General features: G+C 63.5%; 20 protein-coding genes. 18 read left to right on the top strand and 2 right to left on the bottom strand.

The features are described 5' to 3' along the window. Nucleotides 1-243: 243 nt before the first annotated feature. Nucleotides 244-963: a Crp/Fnr family transcriptional regulator gene (locus AC1DS5_RS14765; protein WP_477718999.1), complete on the bottom strand. Its 720-nt coding sequence runs from the start codon at nt 961-963 to the stop codon at nt 244-246. A gap of 187 nt (nt 964-1,150) precedes the next feature. Between AC1DS5_RS14765 and AC1DS5_RS14760 the strand changes: the two genes are divergently transcribed. The 9 genes from AC1DS5_RS14760 (at nt 1,151) to AC1DS5_RS14720 (ending at nt 12,431) form a co-directional block, all read left to right on the top strand. Further along, nucleotides 1,151-3,097: an AMP-binding protein gene (locus AC1DS5_RS14760; RefSeq protein WP_477718998.1), complete on the top strand. Its 1,947-nt coding sequence runs from the start codon at nt 1,151-1,153 to the stop codon at nt 3,095-3,097. Nucleotides 3,098-3,114: 17 nt separating this feature from the next. Further along, on the top strand, nt 3,115-3,900 hold the full coding sequence (locus tag AC1DS5_RS14755) for an ABC transporter ATP-binding protein (RefSeq protein ID WP_477718997.1): 786 nt from the start codon (nt 3,115-3,117) through the stop codon (nt 3,898-3,900). Nucleotides 3,901-4,142: 242 nt separating this feature from the next. After that, a complete protein-coding gene (locus tag AC1DS5_RS14750; RefSeq protein WP_477718996.1) occupies nt 4,143-5,072 on the top strand; it encodes a branched-chain amino acid ABC transporter permease in 930 nt (309 codons plus the stop codon). Between the two features lie 158 nt (nt 5,073-5,230). Then, nucleotides 5,231-6,307, top strand: a complete 1,077-nt coding sequence (locus AC1DS5_RS14745; protein ID WP_477718995.1) for a branched-chain amino acid ABC transporter permease — start codon at nt 5,231-5,233, stop codon at nt 6,305-6,307. A gap of 127 nt (nt 6,308-6,434) precedes the next feature. Then, nucleotides 6,435-7,769 carry an ABC transporter substrate-binding protein gene (locus AC1DS5_RS14740; RefSeq protein ID WP_477718994.1) on the top strand — a complete coding sequence of 445 codons (1,335 nt, stop codon included), beginning with the start codon at nt 6,435-6,437 and terminating at the stop codon, nt 7,767-7,769. A 110-nt stretch (nt 7,770-7,879) separates the two neighbouring features. Further along, nucleotides 7,880-8,689, top strand: coding sequence for an ABC transporter ATP-binding protein (locus AC1DS5_RS14735; RefSeq protein ID WP_477718993.1), 810 nt, complete (start codon nt 7,880-7,882; stop codon nt 8,687-8,689). Between the two features lie 174 nt (nt 8,690-8,863). Beyond that, nucleotides 8,864-10,126 carry a phenylacetate--CoA ligase family protein gene (locus AC1DS5_RS14730; RefSeq protein WP_477718992.1) on the top strand — a complete coding sequence of 421 codons (1,263 nt, stop codon included), beginning with the start codon at nt 8,864-8,866 and terminating at the stop codon, nt 10,124-10,126. Nucleotides 10,127-10,274: 148 nt separating this feature from the next. After that, complete coding sequence (locus AC1DS5_RS14725) at nt 10,275-11,261, top strand: tripartite tricarboxylate transporter substrate-binding protein (RefSeq protein WP_477718991.1); 987 nt, start codon at nt 10,275-10,277, stop codon at nt 11,259-11,261. A 213-nt stretch (nt 11,262-11,474) separates the two neighbouring features. Then, nucleotides 11,475-12,431, top strand: a complete 957-nt coding sequence (locus AC1DS5_RS14720; protein WP_477719053.1) for a Bug family tripartite tricarboxylate transporter substrate binding protein — start codon at nt 11,475-11,477, stop codon at nt 12,429-12,431. 152 nt (nt 12,432-12,583) lie between these two features. On the opposite strand, the gene AC1DS5_RS14715 is transcribed toward AC1DS5_RS14720, so the two are convergent. After that, nucleotides 12,584-12,880: a DUF1840 domain-containing protein gene (locus AC1DS5_RS14715; protein ID WP_477718990.1), complete on the bottom strand. Its 297-nt coding sequence runs from the start codon at nt 12,878-12,880 to the stop codon at nt 12,584-12,586. Here AC1DS5_RS14715 and AC1DS5_RS14710 point away from each other — a divergent pair. From AC1DS5_RS14710 to AC1DS5_RS14670, 9 genes are all read left to right on the top strand, one after another. Next, complete coding sequence (locus AC1DS5_RS14710; protein ID WP_477718989.1) at nt 12,879-13,058, top strand: hypothetical protein; 180 nt, start codon at nt 12,879-12,881, stop codon at nt 13,056-13,058. The two genes, AC1DS5_RS14715 and AC1DS5_RS14710, sit on opposite strands and share 2 nt — an antisense overlap. A 5-nt stretch (nt 13,059-13,063) precedes the next feature. Beyond that, nucleotides 13,064-13,813, top strand: a complete 750-nt coding sequence (locus AC1DS5_RS14705) for a 2OG-Fe dioxygenase family protein (RefSeq protein ID WP_477718988.1) — start codon at nt 13,064-13,066, stop codon at nt 13,811-13,813. 164 nt (nt 13,814-13,977) lie between these two features. Beyond that, nucleotides 13,978-16,311 (top strand): bifunctional salicylyl-CoA 5-hydroxylase/oxidoreductase, encoded by a 2,334-nt coding sequence (locus tag AC1DS5_RS14700; protein WP_477718987.1) that lies wholly within the window; start codon nt 13,978-13,980, stop codon nt 16,309-16,311. Nucleotides 16,312-16,361: 50 nt separating this feature from the next. Beyond that, nucleotides 16,362-16,847 (top strand): MarR family winged helix-turn-helix transcriptional regulator, encoded by a 486-nt coding sequence (locus AC1DS5_RS14695; protein ID WP_477718986.1) that lies wholly within the window; start codon nt 16,362-16,364, stop codon nt 16,845-16,847. Then, nucleotides 16,844-17,698: an enoyl-CoA hydratase family protein gene (locus tag AC1DS5_RS14690; RefSeq protein WP_477718985.1), complete on the top strand. Its 855-nt coding sequence runs from the start codon at nt 16,844-16,846 to the stop codon at nt 17,696-17,698. The genes AC1DS5_RS14695 and AC1DS5_RS14690 overlap by 4 nt, the downstream gene beginning before the upstream one ends. A 39-nt stretch (nt 17,699-17,737) precedes the next feature. Continuing rightward, nucleotides 17,738-18,973 (top strand): acyl-CoA dehydrogenase family protein, encoded by a 1,236-nt coding sequence (locus tag AC1DS5_RS14685; protein WP_477718984.1) that lies wholly within the window; start codon nt 17,738-17,740, stop codon nt 18,971-18,973. Then, the gene (locus AC1DS5_RS14680) at nt 18,970-20,616 is read left to right on the top strand and encodes an AMP-binding protein (RefSeq protein ID WP_477718983.1); all 1,647 of its coding nucleotides are present in this window, start codon (nt 18,970-18,972) and stop codon (nt 20,614-20,616) included. The genes AC1DS5_RS14685 and AC1DS5_RS14680 overlap by 4 nt, the downstream gene beginning before the upstream one ends. Further along, entirely contained in the window at nt 20,613-21,050 is a 438-nt protein-coding gene (locus AC1DS5_RS14675) for an acyl-CoA thioesterase (RefSeq protein ID WP_477718982.1), read from the top strand. The genes AC1DS5_RS14680 and AC1DS5_RS14675 overlap by 4 nt, the downstream gene beginning before the upstream one ends. Beyond that, the gene (locus tag AC1DS5_RS14670; RefSeq protein WP_477718981.1) at nt 21,047-21,442 is read left to right on the top strand and encodes a RidA family protein; all 396 of its coding nucleotides are present in this window, start codon (nt 21,047-21,049) and stop codon (nt 21,440-21,442) included. The genes AC1DS5_RS14675 and AC1DS5_RS14670 overlap by 4 nt, the downstream gene beginning before the upstream one ends. The last annotated feature ends 15 nt before the right edge of the window (nt 21,443-21,457 follow it).

Here is a 21,457-nt window from a genome sequence, read left to right as displayed (position 1 = left end):
GTAACACCATCACGCCCCAGAGCGCGGCGGCACCAACAATAAAGACAATATCCATGGACCTTCTCCAAACGTAAGACGATGTAAGGAGGTTAGGTTTCGGCGCGTAAAAACGGGGATGAAAGTGGGGCGGGCGGCGTAAAAAAACCGTAAAAAAGCGCTGAACAGCGCCGCCCGGGCATGTCGAACCCGATCCGCAAACTATCAAATTGATAGCTGACTACGCCCACCAGCCAAGGACGGCGACTACGATTTGCTTAAGGCAATGCTGGAACGCAGGGCGGCCAGGTCGAGCACGCGCAGCCCGCCGTATTCCACCCGGATGAGGCCTTGCGCCTGCAGGGCTGTCAGTGCTTCATTGACGCGCTGGCGTGACAGGCCGACCAGGTAGGCCAGCTCCTGCTGCGTGATGCGCAGGATTTCGCCCACCCCCGGGTACAGCACCGGATTGAACAGCGCGGCCAGGCTACGCGCCACGCGGATATCGGGGTTGTTCATGCGGTCAATTTCACGCGCGGCGATGAACTGGCCCAGCCGTTCATTGAGCTGGTTCATCACAAAACGGTTAAAGCCGATGGAATGGTCGAGCAGCCCGTGAAAGGTATCGACCGGCAGGCCTGCCACCACGCTTTTACGCAGCGCCTGGATGTTGTAGCGGTAGGGCTCGCGCTTGAGCGTCGTGCCCTCGCCAAACCAGCCGCCTGGCGGCAACCCGGCGAAGGTCATGGTCTGGCCCTGGGCGTTGTCGCTGCTCATCTTGAGCAGGCCTTCGACCACGCCGAACCAGTAGGTCACCGGCTTGCCTATGCGGCAGACATAGTCACCCGGATACGCCTCGCCCACCCGAAGTTCGGCCACGGCACGCTCGCGCTCGGCAGGCAGCAGCAGGCGCAGCCAGGGAATGCTTTGCAGTTCATCCGGAGTGGGCATCCTGCGGCGCTGGTGCAGGGTCAGGTCAGTGGACATGGTTCGCAAGAAGTACCGGATCGGGCGAGGGATAGGCCGGGGGACCCGGGGACACCCCAGTAGGACTTACCCGCAAATTGTCGTCGCAATGACACCGCGACGTCAAATGCGGTCCTACTATTCGTTTACATCAGCGGCTTTCTCCGACAGAAGGCTGCACCAAGAAAGAAAGAGACAAGGAACCGGAATGCAGACCACGTTCCCACGATTGCTGCTCCAACATGCCGCCGAGCGCCCCGGCGCCGCGGCCATGCGCGAGAAAGAATATGGCATCTGGCAGGCGCACAGCTGGGCCGGCATGGCCGGGCTGGTGGAACACATTGCCTGCGGCCTGCACGAGGCGGGCCTGGCGCGTGGCGAACACATGGCCGTGATCGGTGCCAACCGGCCGCGCCTGTATGCCACCATGCTGGCCGCGCAGTCGCTGGGTGCGATTCCCATTCCGCTGTACCAGGATGCCGTGGGCGCCGAATGCATCTTCCCCATCACCAACGCGGATGTCCGGTTCGCCATGGTGGAAGACCAGGAGCAGGTCGACAAGCTGCTGGAAATCCGTGACCGCTGCCCGGACCTGGCCCACATCATTTTTGACGACCCGCGCGGCCTGCGCAATTACGAAGAGCCCGGACTGGTGTCGCTGGACCAGCTGATCGAGTCCGGCAAGGCCTTCGCCGCCCGCCAGCCCGCCTGGTTCAGGGCGGAAGTGGACAAGGGCCGTCCGGACGATGTGGCCGCCATGTTTTTCACCTCGGGCACCACCGGCAACCCCAAGGGCGTGGTGCACACGCACACGACCTTGCTGGACCGTGCACAGGCCGGCGCGGAATTTGACAAGCTCACTTCCCGCGAGGAGGTGCTGGCCTACCTGCCGCCTGCGTGGATTGGCCAGAACATCTTCAGCTATGCACAGTGGCTGGCCTGCGGCTATGTGGTGAACTGCCCCGAAAGCGCCAGTACGGTGATGATTGACCTCAAGGAGGTCGGGCCGACCTACTACTTTGCCCCTCCGCGGGTGTTTGAAGGCATGCTCACCACGGTCATGATCCGCATGGAGGACGCAGGGCGCCTCAAGCGGGGCATGTTCAATTACTTCATGGGGGTGGCGCGGCGCGTGGGCCCTGACCGCATGGACGGCAAGCCGGTCAGTTTCGTCCAGACCCTGCTTTACGGCCTGGGCAACCTGATGGTCTACGGCCCCCTGCGCAACAACCTGGGCTTTTCGCGCGTGCGGGTGGCCTATACCGCCGGCGAAGCCATTGGCCCGGACCTCTTCACTTTTTACCGCTCCGTCGGCATCAACCTCAAGCAGCTCTACGGCTCCACGGAAACCGCCGTGTTCGTCTGCCTGCAGCCCGACAACGAAGCGCGGGCCGACACGGTCGGCGTGCCGATTCAAGGCGTGCAAATCCGGGTGGCCGACAACGGCGAGGTCCTGGTCAAGTCGGCCGGCCTGCTCAAGGAATACTACAAAAATCCGGCGGCCACGGCCGAGGTGCTGACGGCCGACGGCTGGTACCACACCAGCGACGCCGGATTTCTGGATGCCAGCGGTCACCTCAAGATCATTGACCGGGTGAAGGACGTGGGCCGCATCAAGGGAGGCGCCAGTGACGGCGCCCTGTTCGCCCCCAAATATGTGGAGAACAAGCTCAAGTTCTTCCCGCACATCAAGGAAGTCGTGGCCTATGGCGACGGCCGTGAAAAGGTCTGCGTGATGATCAACATCGACTTCGAGGCGGTGGGCAACTGGGCCGAACGGCGCAACCTGCCTTATGCGGGCTACACCGACCTGGCGCAAAAACCGGAGGTCTACCAGCTCATCAAGGAATGCGTCGAGAAGGTCAATGCCGACCTCAGCGCCGATGCGCTGCTGGCCGGCTCGCAGATCAGCCGCTTCCTCGTGCTGCACAAGGAACTCGATGCCGACGACGGCGAGTTGACACGGACCAACAAGGTGCGCCGCGGCTTCATCGCCGAAAAATACCAGCCGCTGGTGGATGCCCTGTACGGCGGCAAAACCGAGCAGTTCATTGAAACCGTGGTGAAGTTTGAAGATGGCCGCAGCGGCAGCGTGAGCGCCACGCTCAAGATCAGCGACACCCAAACCTTCGCGCCGGTCCTGGCGGCAGCCTGAGCAAAGACACGCACATCATGGCCCAAAAGAAAATAGGCGAAGTCATTCTCGACGTCAGCAACATCTCCCTGAGCTTTGGCGGCGTCAAGGCGCTGTCCGATATTTCCTTCAATGTGAAGGAGCACGAGATCCGCGCCATCATCGGCCCCAACGGCGCCGGCAAGAGCTCCATGCTCAACTGCATCAACGGCGTCTATTCGCCGCAGCAGGGAGCCATCACCTTTCGCGGCCAGACTTTCAAGCACATGAACAGCCACCAGGTCGCGGTGATGGGTGTGGCCCGCACCTTCCAGAACCTGGCGCTGTTCAAGGGCATGAGCGTGCTGGACAACATCATGTCGGGCCGCAACCTCAAGATCAAGAGCAACCTGCTGCTGCAGGCGCTGCGGATTGGACCGGCCGAGAAAGAGGAAATCATGCACCGCGAGGCGGTCGAGAAAATCATCGACTTCCTGGAGATCCAGGCCTTTCGCAAAACACCGGTCGGCCAGTTGCCCTACGGACTGCAAAAACGCGTCGACCTGGGCCGGGCGCTGGCCATGGAGCCGCAGGTCCTGCTGCTTGACGAGCCCATGGCCGGCATGAATGTCGAGGAAAAACAGGATATGTGCCGTTTTGTACTCGACGTGAACGATGAATTCGGAACCACCGTCGTGCTGATCGAACACGACATGGGCGTGGTGATGGACATCTCCGACCGCGTGGTGGTGCTGGACTACGGCAAGAAGATCGGCGACGGCACCCCCGACGAAGTGCGCAACAACGAAGACGTCATCCGTGCCTACCTCGGAACCAGCCACTGATATGCAAGACAACACTTTGAAAGAATCCCGGGGTATGACTACAGACCTTTCCAGCAGGCGCCGCGGAACCGGCTATGCCGGGCCGCTGGCGTCGCCCCCTGCAAGGGGGGAGGCCGCTACGCGAAGCGAGTCGGCAACGGGGGTGAGCAAAACCATCGGCTTCGCCGGGCCACAGGCGTCGTCCCCTGCAAGGGGAGAGGCCGCTACACGCAGTGAGTCGGCAACAGGGGTGAGGAAATAATATGGCTTTCTTTCTGGAAACACTCTTTGGCGGCCTGATGGCCGGCATGCTCTATTCGCTGGTGGCGCTGGGCTTTGTGCTGATCTTCAAGGCCTCGGGGGTCTTCAACTTCGCGCAGGGCGCCATGGTGCTGTTCGCCGCCCTGGCCATGGCCAGATTCTCCGCATGGATCCCGCAATGGACGGGCATCGACAGCCTCATCTTCGCCAACCTGGCTGCCTTCGTGATTGCCGGCATCATCATGTTTGCGGTAGCCTGGCTAATCGAGCGGCTGGTGCTGCGCCACCTGGTCAACCAGGAGGGCGCAACGCTGCTGATGGCCACGCTCGGCATCGCCTACTTCATGGAAGGCCTGGGCCAGACCCTGTTTGGCAGCAACATCTACAAGATCGACATCGGCATGCCCAAGGAGCCGATTTTTGTCGCCGACGGCATATTTCCGGGCGGCATCCTGATCAACAAGGAAGACCTGATTGCCGCCGCGATTGCCGCAGCACTGGTCGCCTTGCTGAGCATCTTTTTCCAGAAAACCGCGACAGGCCGCGCCTTGCGTGCGGTGGCCGATGACCACCAGGCCGCGCAGTCCATCGGCATTCCGCTGAACCGCATCTGGGTCATCGTCTGGTGCGTCGCGGGTGTGGTGGCACTGGTGGCCGGGATGATCTGGGGCAGCAAGCTGGGTGTCCAGTTCTCGCTCACCACCGTGGCGCTTCGCGCCTTGCCGGTGGTGATTCTCGGCGGCCTGACCTCGGTGCCAGGGGCCATCATCGGCGGGCTCATCATCGGTGTCGGTGAAAAGCTGTCCGAGGTGTACCTCGGTCCCTATGTTGGCGGCGGCATCGAGATCTGGTTTGCCTATGTGCTGGCGCTCGGCTTCCTGCTGTTCAGGCCGCAGGGATTGTTCGGCGAAAAAATCATTGACCGCGTATAGACATGAAGCCCCCACGCTTGTCACTTCGTGTACTGCGCTGCCCCCCGGGGGGGCCGCTGCGCCTGCGGCCCGGCAAAGCCGGTTCCGCGGCCCCTGCTGCACGGGGCAAAACCCGACGCGGAACTTCTTTCATTGCGATCTAACAGCGGCTCATCCTTATGCTCTACAGAGAAAACGGCCAATTCAAGACAACCTACCGGGCGGACCAGCAGATCTTCCCCATCCTGCAGGACCGCGTGGTGGTGGGCCTGTTCCTGATTTTCGCCTTCGCAGCGGTGCCCATGCTGGCTAGCGACTATCTCTTTCGCGCCATCCTCATCCCTTTCCTGATCATTGCGCTGGCCGCACTCGGCGTGAACATCCTGGTGGGGTATTGCGGGCAAATTTCACTGGGCTCCGGCGCCTTCATGGCGGTGGGCGCGTATGGCGCCTATAACTTTTTTGTGCGCATTCCCGGCATGCCGCTCATCCCGGCGGTGATTCTGGGCGGGCTGTGCGCCACGGTATTCGGCATCCTGTTCGGGCTGCCCAGCCTGCGGGTCAAGGGCCTGTACCTGGCGGTGGCGACGCTGGCCGCACAGTTCTTCGCGGACTGGATGTTCCTGCGCATCAAGTGGTTTACCAACGACTCCCCTTCAGGGTCGGTGTCCGTCTCCAACCTGCAGGTGTTTGGCCTGCCGATTGAAAGCGCCCACAGCAAATACTGGCTGTGCCTGTCTATCCTGGTGGTGATGGCGTTCCTGGCCAAGAACCTGGTGCGCGGCGCCATCGGGCGGGAGTGGATGGCGATCCGCGACATGGACGTGGCAGCGGCCGTCATCGGGATTCGTCCGATGTACGCCAAGCTCAGTGCCTTTGCGGTGAGCTCCTTCATCATCGGCATGGCCGGCGCACTGTGGGGCTTCGTCTACCTGGGCGCCTGGGAGCCTGCCGCATTTTCGGTAGACCAGTCCTTCCGGCTTCTTTTCATGGTGATCATCGGCGGCATGGGCTCCATCCTGGGCGGCTTTCTGGGTGCGGCCTTCATCACCGTCCTGCCGATCGCGCTGAACCAGTTCCTGCCGGTGCTGGCACATGCATTTGGATTTGAGATTTCCACCGCGGGCGTCTCCCATGCCGAGCTGATGATTTTTGGCGGTCTGATCGTCTGGTTCCTGATCGTGGAGCCGCACGGGCTGGCCAAGCTCTGGGCCATTGGCAAACAGAAGCTGCGGCTCTGGCCGTTTCCCCATTAGGACCAGGGTTGATTGGGGACTACCCATGAAACGAGCGCATTTTTTTGGTAATTGATCACTTGTCGGGATATCAGTTTTCGGATTTCGGGTTTTCGGGTGCTTTGCTTTTAATTATTAGGAGACAACAATGAAGGTTCGCAATTTGATTCTCGCCGTTGCGGCTGTGGCTGCCGGCGCATCGTCCCTGGTGTCCACCGGCGCGCTGGCCCAGGCCAAGGAGCAGTTCATTCCGGTGCTGTCATACCGGACCGGGCCTTACGCGCCCAATGGCGCGCCGTGGGCCAATGGCTATGTCGACTACCTCAAGCTGGTCAATGCCCGCGGCGGCCTCAATGGCGTCAAGCTCTCGTTTGAAGAGTGCGAAACCGGCTATGACACGGCGCGCAGCGTGGAATGCTATGAACGCCTGAAAGGCAAAAACGGTGGCGCCGCGCTGGTGCAGCCGCTGTCCACGGGGGCCACCTTCGCCATCACAGAGAAGGCGCCCGCCGACAAAATCTCCGTCGTCACGGTGGGCTACGGGCGCAGTGAAAGCGCGGACGGCTCCGTCTTCAAATGGAATTTTCCGATCGCGGGCACCTACTGGGTGGCCTCGGACGCCATCCTGCAGGCCATCGGTAAAAAAGAGGGTGGGCTCGACAAACTCAAAGGCAAGAAAATCGCGCTGGTCTACCACGACAGCCCCTATGGCAAGGAGCCGATTGCCCTGCTGCAGGAGCGCAGCAAACAACTCGGTTTTGAGCTGCAGCTACTGCCTGTCACCGCGCCCGGCGTGGAGCAAAAAGCCACCTGGCTGCAAATTCGGCAGGCCCGCCCCGACTACACCTTGCTGTGGGGCTGGGGCGTGATGAACTCCACCGCCATCAAGGAAGCGCAAGCGACCGGCTACCCGCGCGAAAAAATGTACGGCGTGTGGTGGGCCGGTGCCGAGCCTGACGTGAAAGACGTGGCGGACGGCGCCAAGGGCTACAACGCCGTGACCTTGCAGCACGGCGCCGAACCGCAGTCCAAACTCGTCAAGGACGTGTTGACCCTGGTGCACGACAAGGGCCAGGGCACGGGGCCCAAGGACGAAGTGGGGCAGGTGCTCTACGTACGTGGCGCCATGAGCGCCATGCTGGGCGTGGAAGGCATACGCGCCGCCCAGGACCGCTTCGGCAAGGGCAAGGTCATGACAGGCGAGCAGGTCCGCTGGGGTCTGGAAAACCTCAACCTGACGCAGGCCAAACTGGACGCCCTGGGCTTTGCCGGCGTGATGCGCCCGATCAGCACCTCGTGCACCGACCACATGGGTGCAGCCTGGGCCCGCATCCACACCTGGGACGGCAAGCAGTGGAAATTCACCTCCGACTGGCTGCAGGCCGATGAACAAATCCTCAAGCCGCTGATCAAGTCCACCGCCGCCAGATACGCCACCGAGAAAAAGCTGACGCCGCGCACTCCGGCTGACTGCCAGTCCTGACAGCACCCTCCCCAGCCCTGCCCGCCGGGCGGGAGGGGCGCGGCTCCGATGAGCCGCCAACTGAAAGAACAGAGGGCTGTTCTTTCAGTTGGCACTTGGAAAAAAACAGCATGGAAAAACCAGACATCGTTCTCAACGTCAATGGCATCGAGGTCATTTACAACCACGTGATCCTCGTGCTCAAGGGCGTTTCGCTTCAGGTCCCCGAAGGCCGCATCGTCGCCATTCTGGGCGGCAATGGCGCGGGCAAGACCACGACCCTGCGCGCGATTTCCAACCTCCTCAAAGGGGAACGGGGAGAAGTCACCAAGGGCTCGATCGAGCTGCGCGGCGAGCGCATTGAAAACCTCTCGACCTCCGACCTGGTGCAACGCGGCGTGGTGCAGGTCATGGAAGGCCGGCATTGCTTCGCCCACCTGACCATCGAAGAAAACCTGCTGACCGGCGGCTACACCCGCAAGAGCAAGGCCGAAATGGCGGCCAATCTGGAAAAGGTCTACAACTACTTTCCGCGCCTGAAAACGCGGCGTACATCGCAGGCCGCGTACACCTCCGGCGGCGAGCAGCAGATGTGTGCGATTGGCCGGGCATTGATGGCCAGCCCCTCCGTGGTGCTGCTGGACGAGCCGTCGATGGGGCTGGCGCCGCAGATTGTGGAAGAGGTGTTCAACATCGTCAAAGACCTCAACCAGAAAGAAAAAGTCACCTTCCTGCTGGCTGAGCAAAACACCAATATGGCGCTGAAGTACGCCGACTACGGCTACATCATGGAAAGCGGCCGCGTGGTCATGGACGGGCTCGCGGCCGACCTCGCCAACAACGAAGACGTCAAGGAGTTTTACCTGGGCGTGGGCGGCGGTGAACGCAAAAGCTTCAAGGACGTCAAGAGCTACAAGCGCCGCAAACGCTGGCTGGCGTGAATATGGCCCCCACGCTCCCCACTTCGTGTGGTTCGCTGCCCCCCGAGGGGGCCGCTGCGCCTGCGGCCCGGCGAAGCCGGTTCCGCGGCCCCTGCTGGTTTCAGATTCGTCGCCCCATGTTCCGCTGCTGCAACTGATCGCGCCGAGGTATTGACAGGATTTGGAAGATCTCACATGACCACACATTACGACGCACTGGAAGTGCGAAGCCCTTCACAACGCGAAGCCGCCCAGATGGCCGCGCTGCCGCAGCAGATCGCGCATGCGCAGTCCCACGCGCCGGCTTTCGCCGGCATCCTGCAGGGCGTGGACAGCGCAGCCATCAGCTCGCGCGCCGCGCTGGCGCGCCTGCCCGTGACGCGCAAGCACGAGCTGCTGGAGCGCCAGCAGGCCGCACGACGGGCGGGCGGCGACCCTTTCGGCGGCTTCAGCGCGCTGCGTTATGGCGCCGCGATGCCGCGCGTGTTCGCCAGCCCCGGCACGATTTACGAGCCCGACAGCACGCGCAAGGACTACTGGCGCATGGCGCGGGCCCTGCACGCCGCTGGCTTCAAGCCGGGGCAGCTGGTCCACAACTGCTTCAGCTACCACTTCGTGCCGGCCGGCACCATGATGGAAAGCGGCGCCCACGCGCTGGGCTGCACGGTGTTTCCGGGCGGCACGGGGCAGACCGAGCAGCAGGTACAGGCCATGGCCGAGCTCAAGCCGGCCGGTTATGTCGGCACGCCCAGCTTCCTCAAAATCATTGTCGAAAAAGCCGCCGAGATGAAGGTGGCGCTGCCCACCGTGACCCGGGCCATGGTGTCTGGCGAAGCCTGTCCACCCAGCCTGCGCGACTGGCTGGGCGAGCACGGCATAGCCGCCTACCAGTGCTATGCGTCGGCGGACCTGGGCCTGATTGCCTACGAAACCGAAGCGCGTGAAGGCCTGGTGCTGGATGAGGGCGTGATTGTGGAAATCGTCCGTCCCGGCACGGGCGACCCGGTGGCCGAAGGTGAAGTGGGCGAACTCGTGGTGACCACGCTAAACCCCGACTATCCCCTGATCCGCTTCGGCACCGGCGACCTGTCGGCCGTGTTGCCGGGCACCTGCCCGACCGGGCGTACCAACACCCGCATCAAGGGCTGGATGGGGCGGGCGGACCAGACCGTCAAGGTGCGCGGCATGTTTGTGCACCCGGGCCAGATAGCCGACATCACCCGGCGTTTTCCCGAGGTGGGCAAGGCCCGGCTGGTGGTCAACGGCGAGATGGCCAATGACAGCATGACCCTTCAGGTCGAGGTCGCAGGGGGCGCCGCAGCGCAGGCGGGGCTGGACCAGCGCATCGGCGAGGCCATACGCGATGTCACCAAGCTGCGCGGCACGGTGCAGTTGATGGCCCCTGGAAGCCTTCCGAACGACGGCAAGGTGATTGAGGACGCCCGCAGCTATCAATGAAGAAAGGGTATGCCTGCCCGAGGGGGGAGGCCGCCACTCTTTTCGTGCGGGAGCACGCCCCTCTAGAGGATTTTGCTTACGTAGTTCCCGCCGTCAATTTACGGCGGGCCAACCGTACACTCAAGGGCTTATTTTCAAGGAGACACGCATGAAACGCCTGTTAGTCTTGGCCGTCGCCGCGACAGCCCTCTTCGCCAACGCCCAAACCTTCCCGGGCTCCAAGCCCATCAGCTTCGTGGTTCCTTTTGCAGCCGGCGGCCCCACCGACCGGGTGGCGCGCGACCTGGCAGAAGCCATGCGCAAATCCATGGGCGGTGGCGCCAATTTTGTGGTGGAAAACGTCAACGGCGCCGGCGGCACGATTGGCGCTACCAAGGTTGCCAAGGCTGCACCCGACGGCCACACGCTGCTGCTGCACCACATCGGCATGGCCGCGGCGCCGGGCCTGTACCGCAAGCTGCAGTACAAGCCGCTCGAAGACTTCGAATACCTGGGCATGGTCAACGAAGTGCCAATGACGCTGATTGGCAAACCCCAGCTGGCGGCCAACAACTACCGCGACTTTGAAAACTATATTCGCACCAACGCCGGCAAGCTCAATATTGCCCATGCCGGCCTGGGTTCAGCCTCTCATCTGTGCGGCCTGATGTGGCAATCGGCCATCAAGGCCAGCGAGGCCATGACGACGATTCCATTTGGTGGCACCGCGCCTGCCATGAACGCGCTGGTGGGTGGCCAGGTCGACCTGATGTGCGATCAGACCACCAACACCACGGGGCAGATCGAGGCCGGCCGCGTCAAGGCGTTTGCCGTGACGACCGCCAAGCCGCTGTCCGGCAACAAGGTGCTCAAGGACTACCCGACGCTGCAGGAAATGGGCTTGAAGGGCTTCGAGCTGACGATCTGGCATGGCCTGTATGCGCCCAAGGGCACACCTCCAGCCGTGCTGGCCCAGCTCAACACCGCGCTCAAGCTGGCGCTGAAGGACCCTGACTTCATCAAGAAGCAGGAAGGCCTGGGCGCCATCGTCGTCGCCGACAAGCGCGTCGAGCCGGCGGCCCACAAGGCTTTCGTGGCGGACCAGATCGCCAAAATCAAGCCGGTGATCGAAGCCGCCGGAAAGTTTGCCGACTGAGCACGCAGGCATCGCCCTGATTGCCAAGCCGCCGGGTCGACTCCGGCGGCTTTTTTCATGCCCGGATCATGCCCGGATTTACCCTCTTGAAGCAACGGTGCGGGCACGGTATCTTTGCTGGCTGCAGCGTGCACCCATCCACCGGAGACCGTCTTGAATCTTTCCTTTAAACAAAACCGGCGCCTTGCCCTCGTTAATTGCGCGCTATCTGCTATTGTTTTTATAGCGCCTACCGTGTGGGCCCAAAGCACATGGCCGACCAAGCCCGTCAAGATCGTGGTGCCTTTCGCGCCTGGCGGCACCACGGACATTCTGGCCCGCGCAATGGCGCCTGAACTGTCCAAAGCCTTCGGCCAGCAGTTTGTGGTCGAGAACCGTGCCGGGGCCGGTGGCAACATCGGCGCCGATGCGGTGGCCAAGTCGGCGCCCGACGGCTACACCCTGCTGATGGGAACGGTCGGAACGCACGGCATCAACAAATCGCTCTACAGCAAGATGGCTTTCGACCCGCAAAAGGACTTTGCCCCCATCACGCTGGTCGCGGGCGTGCCGAACGTGATGATCGTCAACGCTGAAAAAGCGCGGGCTGCCGGCATCAGCAATGTTGCCGACTTCATCCGGGTCGCCAAGTCGAAACCGGGCCAGTTCAACATGGCCTCCAGCGGCAACGGCACGTCCATCCATCTGGCCGGCGAGCTGTTCAAAACCATGAGCGGCACCTACATGACCCACTTCCCTTACACCGGCTCGGGCCCGGCGCTGCTGGCCATGGTGGGTGGCGACATGGATGTGATGTTCGACAACCTGCCGTCCTCCATGCAGCTCATCAAATCAGGAAAGCTCAAGGCGCTGGCCGTCACCAGTTCACAGCGCTCCGCGGCCCTGCCCGATGTGCCGACGGTGGAACAGGCGGGCGGGCCCGCGCTGAAGGGTTATGACGCGAGTTCGTGGTTTGGTTTGCTGGCGCCGGCGGCAACGCCGCCCGACGTTGTCAACCGCATCCAGCAGGAAGTGGCCAAGTCGCTGAACACGCCGGCCATCAAGGAAAAACTGCTTGCACAAGGTGCGATTCCGGGCGGCAACACGCCGCAACAGTTCACGGCCTTCATCGACGCGGAGCACAAGAAGTGGGCCCAGGTGGTGAAGGCTTCCGGTGCGAAAATCGACTGAGTTCCGAACCGGGTTTCGCTGAGCTTCGTGTAGCGCTGGCGCTGCAGCACTGCCTGCACGTCCAGCGCGCAAAAAAGCCCCGTCACCGGGGCTTTTTGGCGGGAGGAACCGGCGCAGGGCCGCAGCCTTTATCGCAACCTTTTCCGCAGTCTTTACACGCCCCAGACCACTTCGTGGCCGGCCTTGTGGTTGCGCTCGAGCATGTCGATGAAAGGCAGGGCGCGCTGATGCAGGCCCAGCCCATCGCCCGGCACGGTACCGACCTGTTCATCGCCTGCATATTCCAGCGCAATGGCCGCCTTGAGCGCCTCAATCGCCGCGGGCATCTCCTCGGGCAGGATGATGCCCTTGGGCCCGGCGTGCTTGCCGATGATTTCAAGAACGCGGCGGCCATTGGGCTCCAGCATGATCACGTTGCCGGCATCTTTGGATTTGAATTTGTACAGCATGAAAGACTCCTCTGATAAACAGCACCTTCATTATGAGCAGCTTTTTGACCCCTGTCTGCAGCGAGGGTTCACCTCTTTTTGCTCATTTTTGAAATCGCCTTTCGGCCCTGCTCTGCGCACCGCTTCCGGCTCCAGCAAACCCCTGCGCTGCATCTGGGCGCACGGTAAAGCAAAATAGCCAGCATGTTCAATATCGCCACCGTTCAAAAACCCGCGGATCAGGCCCTTCGCCAGGATGGCCTGAGCCTGCTCTACCCGGCCGGCCTCACCACCAGCCTGCACCTCGACAGCCCCGCATGGAGGCAGGGCTGGCACCAGCTGACCGACTCCTGGAACCGCTTGCCGCCCGACGCCCACCTCAAGGACGGCGGGCATTACCGCAAGCGCCGGCATGCCTGCTTTGTCCAGGAACTGCCCGGTGGCGCGCTCACGCAGGTACCGCACCGCGCCCACTGGCAGCCCACCGACTACAACGCCTTGCATGGCGGCTTCGAGCGCTGGTTCGAGCCGGTGGAACCAGCTGTGGCCGAGGCGCCCGCCTGGACTGATTTGCTGGCCAGCCTGGGAAAGCTGTTTGCCCAGGTCCGGCCGGTGCCGCGGTGGTATATCGAGGCCCACCAGTTCCGCATCGACACCGCCGGCGGCGTCGGACGCCCGACGCCGGAAGGCGCTCACCGCGATGGCGTGGACTTTGTGGTGGTGCTGCTGGTAGCCCGCCACGGCGTCAAAGGCGGGGAAACCCGGGTGTTTGACGCGAATGGCCCGGACGGCGTACGCTTTGTCATGCAGGAACCCCTGACCACCCTGCTGCTGGACGACGCACGCGTCATTCACGAAACCACACCCATCCTGCCGGGCGATGGCCCCGCGGAAGACGGCTACCGGGACACGCTGGTGCTCACGTACCGCGCCGCGGGCTTTCAGGCGCCCTGAAACGCCTCGACACGCCCCTGAGGTTGGGAGCCCTGACCTCATTTGGCTTCAATTGGCTTTTGGCTGGCCGGAAAAGCGCCGTGGCCGGCCGGTGAAAAACCGCTTGACGAATTTACTTTAAACCTAAACAATTAAGGTCAGATTAATCGAGCGAGCACACATTCATGCACATCCTTTGTCTTGGCGGCGGCCCCGCAGGTCTGTATTTCGCCTTGTTGATGAAGCTGCAAAACCCGGCACACCAGGTGACCGTGGTCGAGCGCAACCGCCCGTTTGACACCTTCGGCTGGGGCGTGGTGCTGTCAGACCAGACGCTGGGCAATCTGCGGGTGGCCGACCCGGTCAGCGCGCAGCTGATTGGCGACGCCTTCAACCACTGGGACGATGTCGAGGTGTTCTTCAAGGGCCGCAGCGTGCGCTCGGGCGGCCATGGTTTTTGCGGCATCGGCCGCAAGCGCCTGCTCAATATCCTGCAAGAGCGCTGCCTGGCGCTGGGTGTTGAGCTGGTGTTTGAAACCGATGTGCAGGACGACCAGGCGATTGCCGCGCAGTACCAGGCCGACCTGGTGGTGGCCAGCGACGGGCTGAACAGCCGCATCCGCAACCGCTACGCGGAAACCTTCCAGCCCGATGTCGAGTTGCGCGCCTGCCGCTTCGTCTGGCTGGGTACGCGCAAGACCTTCGACGCCTTCACCTTCGCCTTCGAGAAAACCGAGCACGGCTGGTTTGCCGCGCATGCCTACAAGTTTGACGAGAACACCTCGACCTTCATCGTCGAAACCCCGGAAGCCGTCTGGAAGGCCCATGGCCTGGACCAGATGAGCCAGGAAGACGGCATCGCCTTTTGCGAGCGCCTGTTTGCCAAATACCTGGACGGCAATGCCCTGATGAACAATGCCACGCATGTGCGCGGCTCGGCCATCTGGATCCGGTTTCCGCGCGTGGTGTGCGAACGCTGGGTGCACCATGAAACCGTGGAAGGAAAGCGCGTGCCCATTGTGCTCATGGGCGACGCCGCGCATACCGCGCATTTCTCGATTGGCAGCGGCACCAAACTGGCGCTCGAGGACGCGATCGATCTGGCGAATGAATTCAGCGCGAGCGCTGAGGAATTCAACACCGGCCACGGCATGGACGAGGTACTGCAGGCTTATGAGGCACGGCGCAGCGTCGAGGTGCTGAAAATCCAGAACGCGGCGCGCAACTCCACCGAGTGGTTCGAGAACGTCAACCGCTACAGCAGCATGGAGATCGAGCAGTTCGCCTATTCGCTGCTGACCCGCTCGCAGCGCATCAGCCACGAGAACCTGCGGCTGCGCGATGCAAAATGGATCGAAAGCTATGAATCCTGGCTGTCGGGCGGCCCGGTGATTCCGCCCATGCTGACGCCGTTCAAGGTGCGCGGCACCGAGCTCAAGAACCGCATTGTGTGCTCGCCGATGGCAACCTACAGCGCCATTGACGGTGTGCCGCAAGACTTCCACCTGGTGCACCTGGGCGCGCGCGCGCTCGGCGGTGCCGCCATGGTGATGGTGGAGATGACCAGCCCGAATCCCGAGGGCCGCATCACTCCGGCCTGCACCGGTCTGTGGAACGACGAGCAAACGGCCGCCTTCAAGCGGATTGTGGATTTCGTGCACGGCCAGAGCACGGCCAAAATCGGCATGCAGCTCGGCCACAGCGGCCCCAAGGGCTCGACCCAGGTGGGCTGGGAAGAGATGGATGAACCGCTGCCCGCAGGGGGGCCGCATGCCAACTGGCCGGTGGTGTCGGCCAGCGCCGTGCCCTATGGCGAGCGCAACCAGACGCCGCAGGCCATGACGCACACGCACATGGAAGCGCTCAAGCAGCAATTTGTGGACGCCACCCGGCGCGCCGCCGCCGCCGGCTTCGACTGGCTGGAACTGCACTGCGCGCACGGCTACCTGTTGTCGGCCTTCATCACGCCGCTGACCAATCTGCGCAGCGACGAGTACGGCGGCAACATCGAAAACCGCTGCCGCTACCCACTGGAGGTGTTTCGCGCCATGCGCGCGGTCTGGCCCGCACACCTGCCCATGAGCGTGCGCATTTCCGCGCACGACTGGGCGCCTGGCGGCAACACGCCCGACGACGCGATCGTGGTGGCCCGGTTGTTCAAGGACGCGGGCTGCGATGTGATCGACGTGTCCTCGGGCCAAACCACGCGCCAGGCCAAACCGGTGTATGGCCGCATGTACCAGACGCCGTTTGCCGACCGCATCCGCAACGAGGTCGGCATACAGACCATTGCGGTGGGTGCGATTTCCGAAGTCGACCATGTCAACAGCATCATTGCCGCCGGCCGGGCCGACCTGTGCGCGCTGGCCCGACCGCACCTGGCCGATCCGGCCTGGACACTGCACGAAGCCGCCAAGCTGCAAAGCCAGGCCGTGGACTGGCCCAAACAGTACCTCAGCGGCCGGGATCAGCTTTACCGTGAAATCTCAAAGCAGCAAGCGCTTGCGGCCCAGTCATGACCAAGGCAGGCGGCTCTCAGGAAAACAGCAAAACAAAAAGGAATGGCTCTATGGACATGGAAGCACGAGGCCACAGCGAACACCCCGAAGCCCTGCGGCTCTGGCTGCGCCTGCTGACCTGCACCCAGCTGGTGGAAAAACAGGTGCGTACCCAGTTGCGGGAGCAATTCGACACCACGCTCCCGAGGTTTGACCTGATGGCCCAGCTCGAGCGCAGCCCCGAGGGCCTGAAGATGAACGAGCTATCGCGCCGCATGATGGTGACCGGCGGCAACGTCACCGGCATCACCGACCAGTTGGTGCAGGAGGGGCTGGTGGAACGTGTGGACGTTGAAGGCGACCGCCGTGCCTACCGCGTGCGCCTGACGCCGCGCGGGCGCAAGCTGTTTGACGAGATGGCGCGCCAGCACGAGGCCTGGATTGTGGCGGCCTTTGAAACCCTGTCGCCGCGTGAAGTCGAATCGCTCCACAAGCTGCTGGGCAAGGTCAAGCACCACCATATGCAGCAAAACGAAAACAAACTGGAAACCGCATGAAACACTACATAGTCCCCGCCAACCCCATGCACGCGCAGTTCGATGCGCTGGCCACTTACCAGGCCCGGCACTTTGCCTACGCCTTCGACGCCGGCGTGGCGACGCTGACGCTGAACCGCCCTGAGCGCAAAAACCCGCTGACGTTTGACTCCTACGCCGAACTGCGCGATTTGTTCCATGCACTGAACCGCGCCACTGATGTGAAAGCCGTGGTGCTCACCGGCGCAGGGGGCAATTTCTGCTCGGGCGGCGATGTGCACGAGATCATTGGCCCGCTGACCAAAATGACCATGCCCGAACTGCTGGAGTTCACGCGCATGACCGGCGACCTGATCAAGGCGATGCGGCTGTGCCCGCAGCCCGTCATCGCGGCGATTGACGGTATCTGCGCCGGGGCCGGCGCCATGATGGCGCTGGCGGCCGACCTGCGGCTGGGCACCGCGCAGGCGAAGACCGCCTTCCTGTTCACCCGTGTCGGCCTGGCGGGCGCAGACATGGGCGCGTGCGCCCTGCTGCCGCGCCTGATCGGCCAGGGCCGCGCCTCCGAGCTGCTGTTCACCGGCCGCGCCATGAACGCCCAGGAAGGCCTGCAGTGGGGCTTTTTCAATGCCCTGCATGAGCCCGGCGAGGTCCTGGCCCAGGCCCACAAGCTGGCGCACGAACTGGCCAGCGGCCCGACCTTTGCGCACGGCATGACCAAAACCATGCTGCACCAGGAATGGGCCATGACGCTGGACCAGGCGATAGAAGCCGAAGCCCAGGCACAGGCCATCTGCATGCAGACCGGCGACTTCACGCGCGCCTACGAAGCCTTTGCGGCCAAACAAAAACCGGTGTTCCAGGGCGATTGAACGCCGGGCACAGTCCACAGTCACAAGGATGTTTTCAGCATGAACCCGACGACAGCACATCTGGCACTGCCGTTTTTTGACGGCGCGCACCGCGACCTCGGCCGGCGGCTGGCCGACTGGATCCCCCACCAGCACATCGACGAGCGTGATGACCGCCAGGCCTGCCGGGAGTGGGTCCGGCTGCTGGGCGAGCACCAGTGGCTGCGCTACTGCGTGCCCGCGGGCAAAGACGGCGTGCTGGGCGGCGCACTCGACCAGCTCGACTCCCGGGCCCTGGTCATCTTGCGCGAGATGCTGGCCTTCCACTCGCCGCTGGCCGACTTCGCGTTTGCCATGCAGGGGCTGGGCAGCGGCGCCATCACGCTGGCCGGCTCACCCGAGCAACAAGCCGCCTACCTGCCGCAGGTAGCCCGCGGCGAAAAAATCGCCGCCTTTGCGCTGAGCGAAGCCGAGGCCGGCTCCGACGTGGGCGCCATGCAAACGAGCGCCACCCACACGGATGACGGATGGGCCCTCAACGGCAGCAAGACCTGGATCAGCAACGGCGGCATCGCTGATTTTTATGTCACCTTTGCCAAGACCGACCCCGGCGCAGGCACGCGCGGCATCACGGCCTTCATCGTCGATGCCCCGACGCAGGGCCTGGACAGCAGCGAGGCGATCGCGGTGATCTCGCCCCACCCGCTGGCCACACTGAATTTCACCCATTGCAGGCTGGCCGACAGCGCGCAGCTGGGCACGCTGCACGGCGGCTTCAAGCTAGCCATGCAGACGCTGGACATCTTTCGGGCGTCGGTGGCCGGCGCCGCGCTGGGCATGGCGCGCCGCGCCCTCGCGGAGGCGGTGCAGTTTGCCCGGGCGCGCAAGATGTTCGGGCAGACGCTGGCGGATTTTCAGTTGACCCAGGCCAAACTCGGCGAGATGGCGGCCCTGGTGGACGCAGCGGCGCTGCTGACCTACCGCGCCGCCTGGATGCGCGACCATCACAACGATCCGGGCGCGCGTCCGGACAACGCCACCACCACTGCCATCACCGCCACCACGGAGGCCGAAGGCCGCCGGGACCGCACCGTGGCTGCCGCGATGGCCAAAATGACGGCCACCGAAAACGCGCAGCGGGTGATCGACATGGCACTGCAGATGCACGGCGGCCAGGGCGTGAAGGTGGGCAGCAAGGTGGAAAGCCTGTACCGCGACATCCGCTCTCTACGCATTTACGAAGGCGCCACCGAGGTCCAGCAACTCATCATCGGCAAGGCGGTGTTGCAATCATGAATACGCCCACACACGCACCGGATTCGAAGGCGTCCTCTGCGCAGACCGACTGCTTCGTGCGCGACCGCCTGCCACCGCCCGACCAGTGGCCAAAACTGCTCTACCCCTTGCCCGAACTGCGTATTCCCGACCAGGCCAATCTGGTGGACGTGCTGTTCTCCCGGGCCAGGGCGCAAGGACATGCCGACAAGCCCTTCCTGCGCTCGGACCGGATCACCCTGAGCTATGCCGACGCACTGGAGCGCGTCAACCGGATCGCCCAGGTGCTGACGGAAGACTTTCACCTCGTGCCGGGCAACCGCGTGCTGCTGCGCGGCGGCAACTCCATCGGCATGGCCCTGGCGTGGCTGGGTGTCGTGCAGGCCGGGCTGGTGGCGGTGGCGACCATGCCGCTGCTGCGCGCCAAGGAGCTCGGCGAGATCATCGACAAGGCCCGGCCATCGCTGGCACTGTGCGATGCCAGCCTGCTGCAGGAATTGCAGGCCGCCAGGGATCAGGGCGGCCTGCTCGGCACCATCGTGCCGTTCAACCTCATGAACGAGCCCGGTTCGCTAGCGGTCCTTTCCGCACAGAAAGACGGCCAATTCACGCCCTGCCCGACGGCGGCCGACGACATTGCGATGATGGCCTTCACGTCCGGCACCACCGGCAAGCCCAAGGCCGCCGTGCACACGCACCGCGATGTGCTCGCCGCCTGCGAAGCCTGGCCGCGCCATGTGCTCAAGGCCAGGCCTGACGACATCGTGATGGGATCGCCCCCGCTGGCCTTCACCTTCGGGCTGGGCGGCATGCTGATCTTCCCGATGTGGGCTGGCGCCTCGGTGTACTACCCCAGCGTGGCCTACACACCCGAGGTCATGGTCAGGCTGATGAACCAGATCGGTGCCACCCTGTGCTACACCGCGCCCACCTTTTACCGCCAGATGGCGCCGTTTGCCAAGCAGCTCGGCGTGCCCAGCCTGCGCATCTGCGTGAGTGCGGGCGAGGGCCTGCCGGACGCCACACGCCAGCTCTGGAAGGACGCCACCGGCATTGAAATGGTCGACGGGATAGGCGCGACCGAGATGTTCCACATTTTCATTTCGTCCGCAGGCGACGAGGTGCGGCGCGGCGCCATCGGCAAGGTGGTGCCGGGCTACACCGCCAAGGTGGTCGACGACCAGGGTGCGGAAGTGCCGCATGGCACCGTCGGCAAGCTGGCGGTCATGGGGCCGACCGGCTGCAAATACCTGGACGATGCGCGCCAGGCGAAGTATGTCAAGGACGGCTGGAACTACCCCGGCGATGCCTTTGTGCAGGACGATGACGGCTACTTCTTCTACCAGGCCCGCGCCGACGACATGATCATCACGTCGGGCTACAACGTGGGCGGCCCCGAGGTGGAAGACGCGCTGCTCAAGCACCCGGCCGTGGCCGAGTGCGGCGTGATCGGCCTGCCCGACGAGGAGCGCGGCATGATCGTCAAGGCCTTTGTGGTGCTAAGGCCCGGCCACGAGGCTGGCGAGACCCTGGTCAAGAGCCTGCAGGACCACGTCAAGGCCACGCTGGCGCCCTTCAAGTACCCGCGCCAGATCGAATTCGTGGGCAGCCTGCCGCGGACCGAAACCGGCAAACTGCAACGTTTCAAACTACGTCAACCATGAAATTCACGACGCAAAAGCAGGTCCGGTTTCACCACTGCGACCCGGCGGGAATTGTTTTTTACCCGCAGTTTTTCTACCTGCTGCATGAGGTGCAGGAGGATTTTCTGAACCACATCGGCTTTCCCGAACACGTCCTGATCGCCGGCGGCGCGGGCGTGCCCATCGTGGACCTGAAAACCGAATTCCTGGGCATGTGCCGCCACGGCGACCAGCTCACAATGACGCTGGAGCTGACCAAAGTCGGCAACGCCAGCGTGGGCATGCACTATGAAATTCACGGCGAGCCGTCCGCCCCCGGGGGCAGCAGCCTTCGGGTCAGGGCCCATGGCGTCGTGGTGTATTCGGAAGTCCCGCACGGCAAGCCGGTGCCCATTCCCGACGCCCTGCGCAACGCCCTGCTGCCCTACCTGAAAACATCCCCGGAGACCACATGATCACCAAAATCCAACCGCCCGACTGGGCCGAGCCCAAGGGCTACGCCAACGGCATTCTCGCGCGCGGCGCGCTGCTGTTCGTCGGCGGCCAGATCGGCTGGAATGCCCAACAGGAGTTTGAAAGCGATGATTTTGTCGCGCAGACGCGCCAGACGCTGCAAAACATTGCAGACGTTCTGAAGGCCGGCGGCGCCGGGCCCGAGCACATGGTCCGCATGACCTGGTACGTGGTGGACCGCGACGAGTATGTGGCCAGCCTCAGGGCGCTCGGCGGTGTCTACCGCGAAATCATGGGCAAAAACTTTCCGGCCATGACCTGCGTGCAGGTGGCCGGGCTGGTGGAGGCGCGTGCGCGGGTCGAGATTGAAGTGACGGCCGTGCTGCCCGACTGAGGCCGCGTCAGCCGC

Source organism: Polaromonas sp. P4_H1, assembly GCF_056400945.1.
The sequence above is the reverse complement of the archived record's forward strand: the minus strand, read 5'-3'. Positions and strand labels throughout refer to the sequence as shown.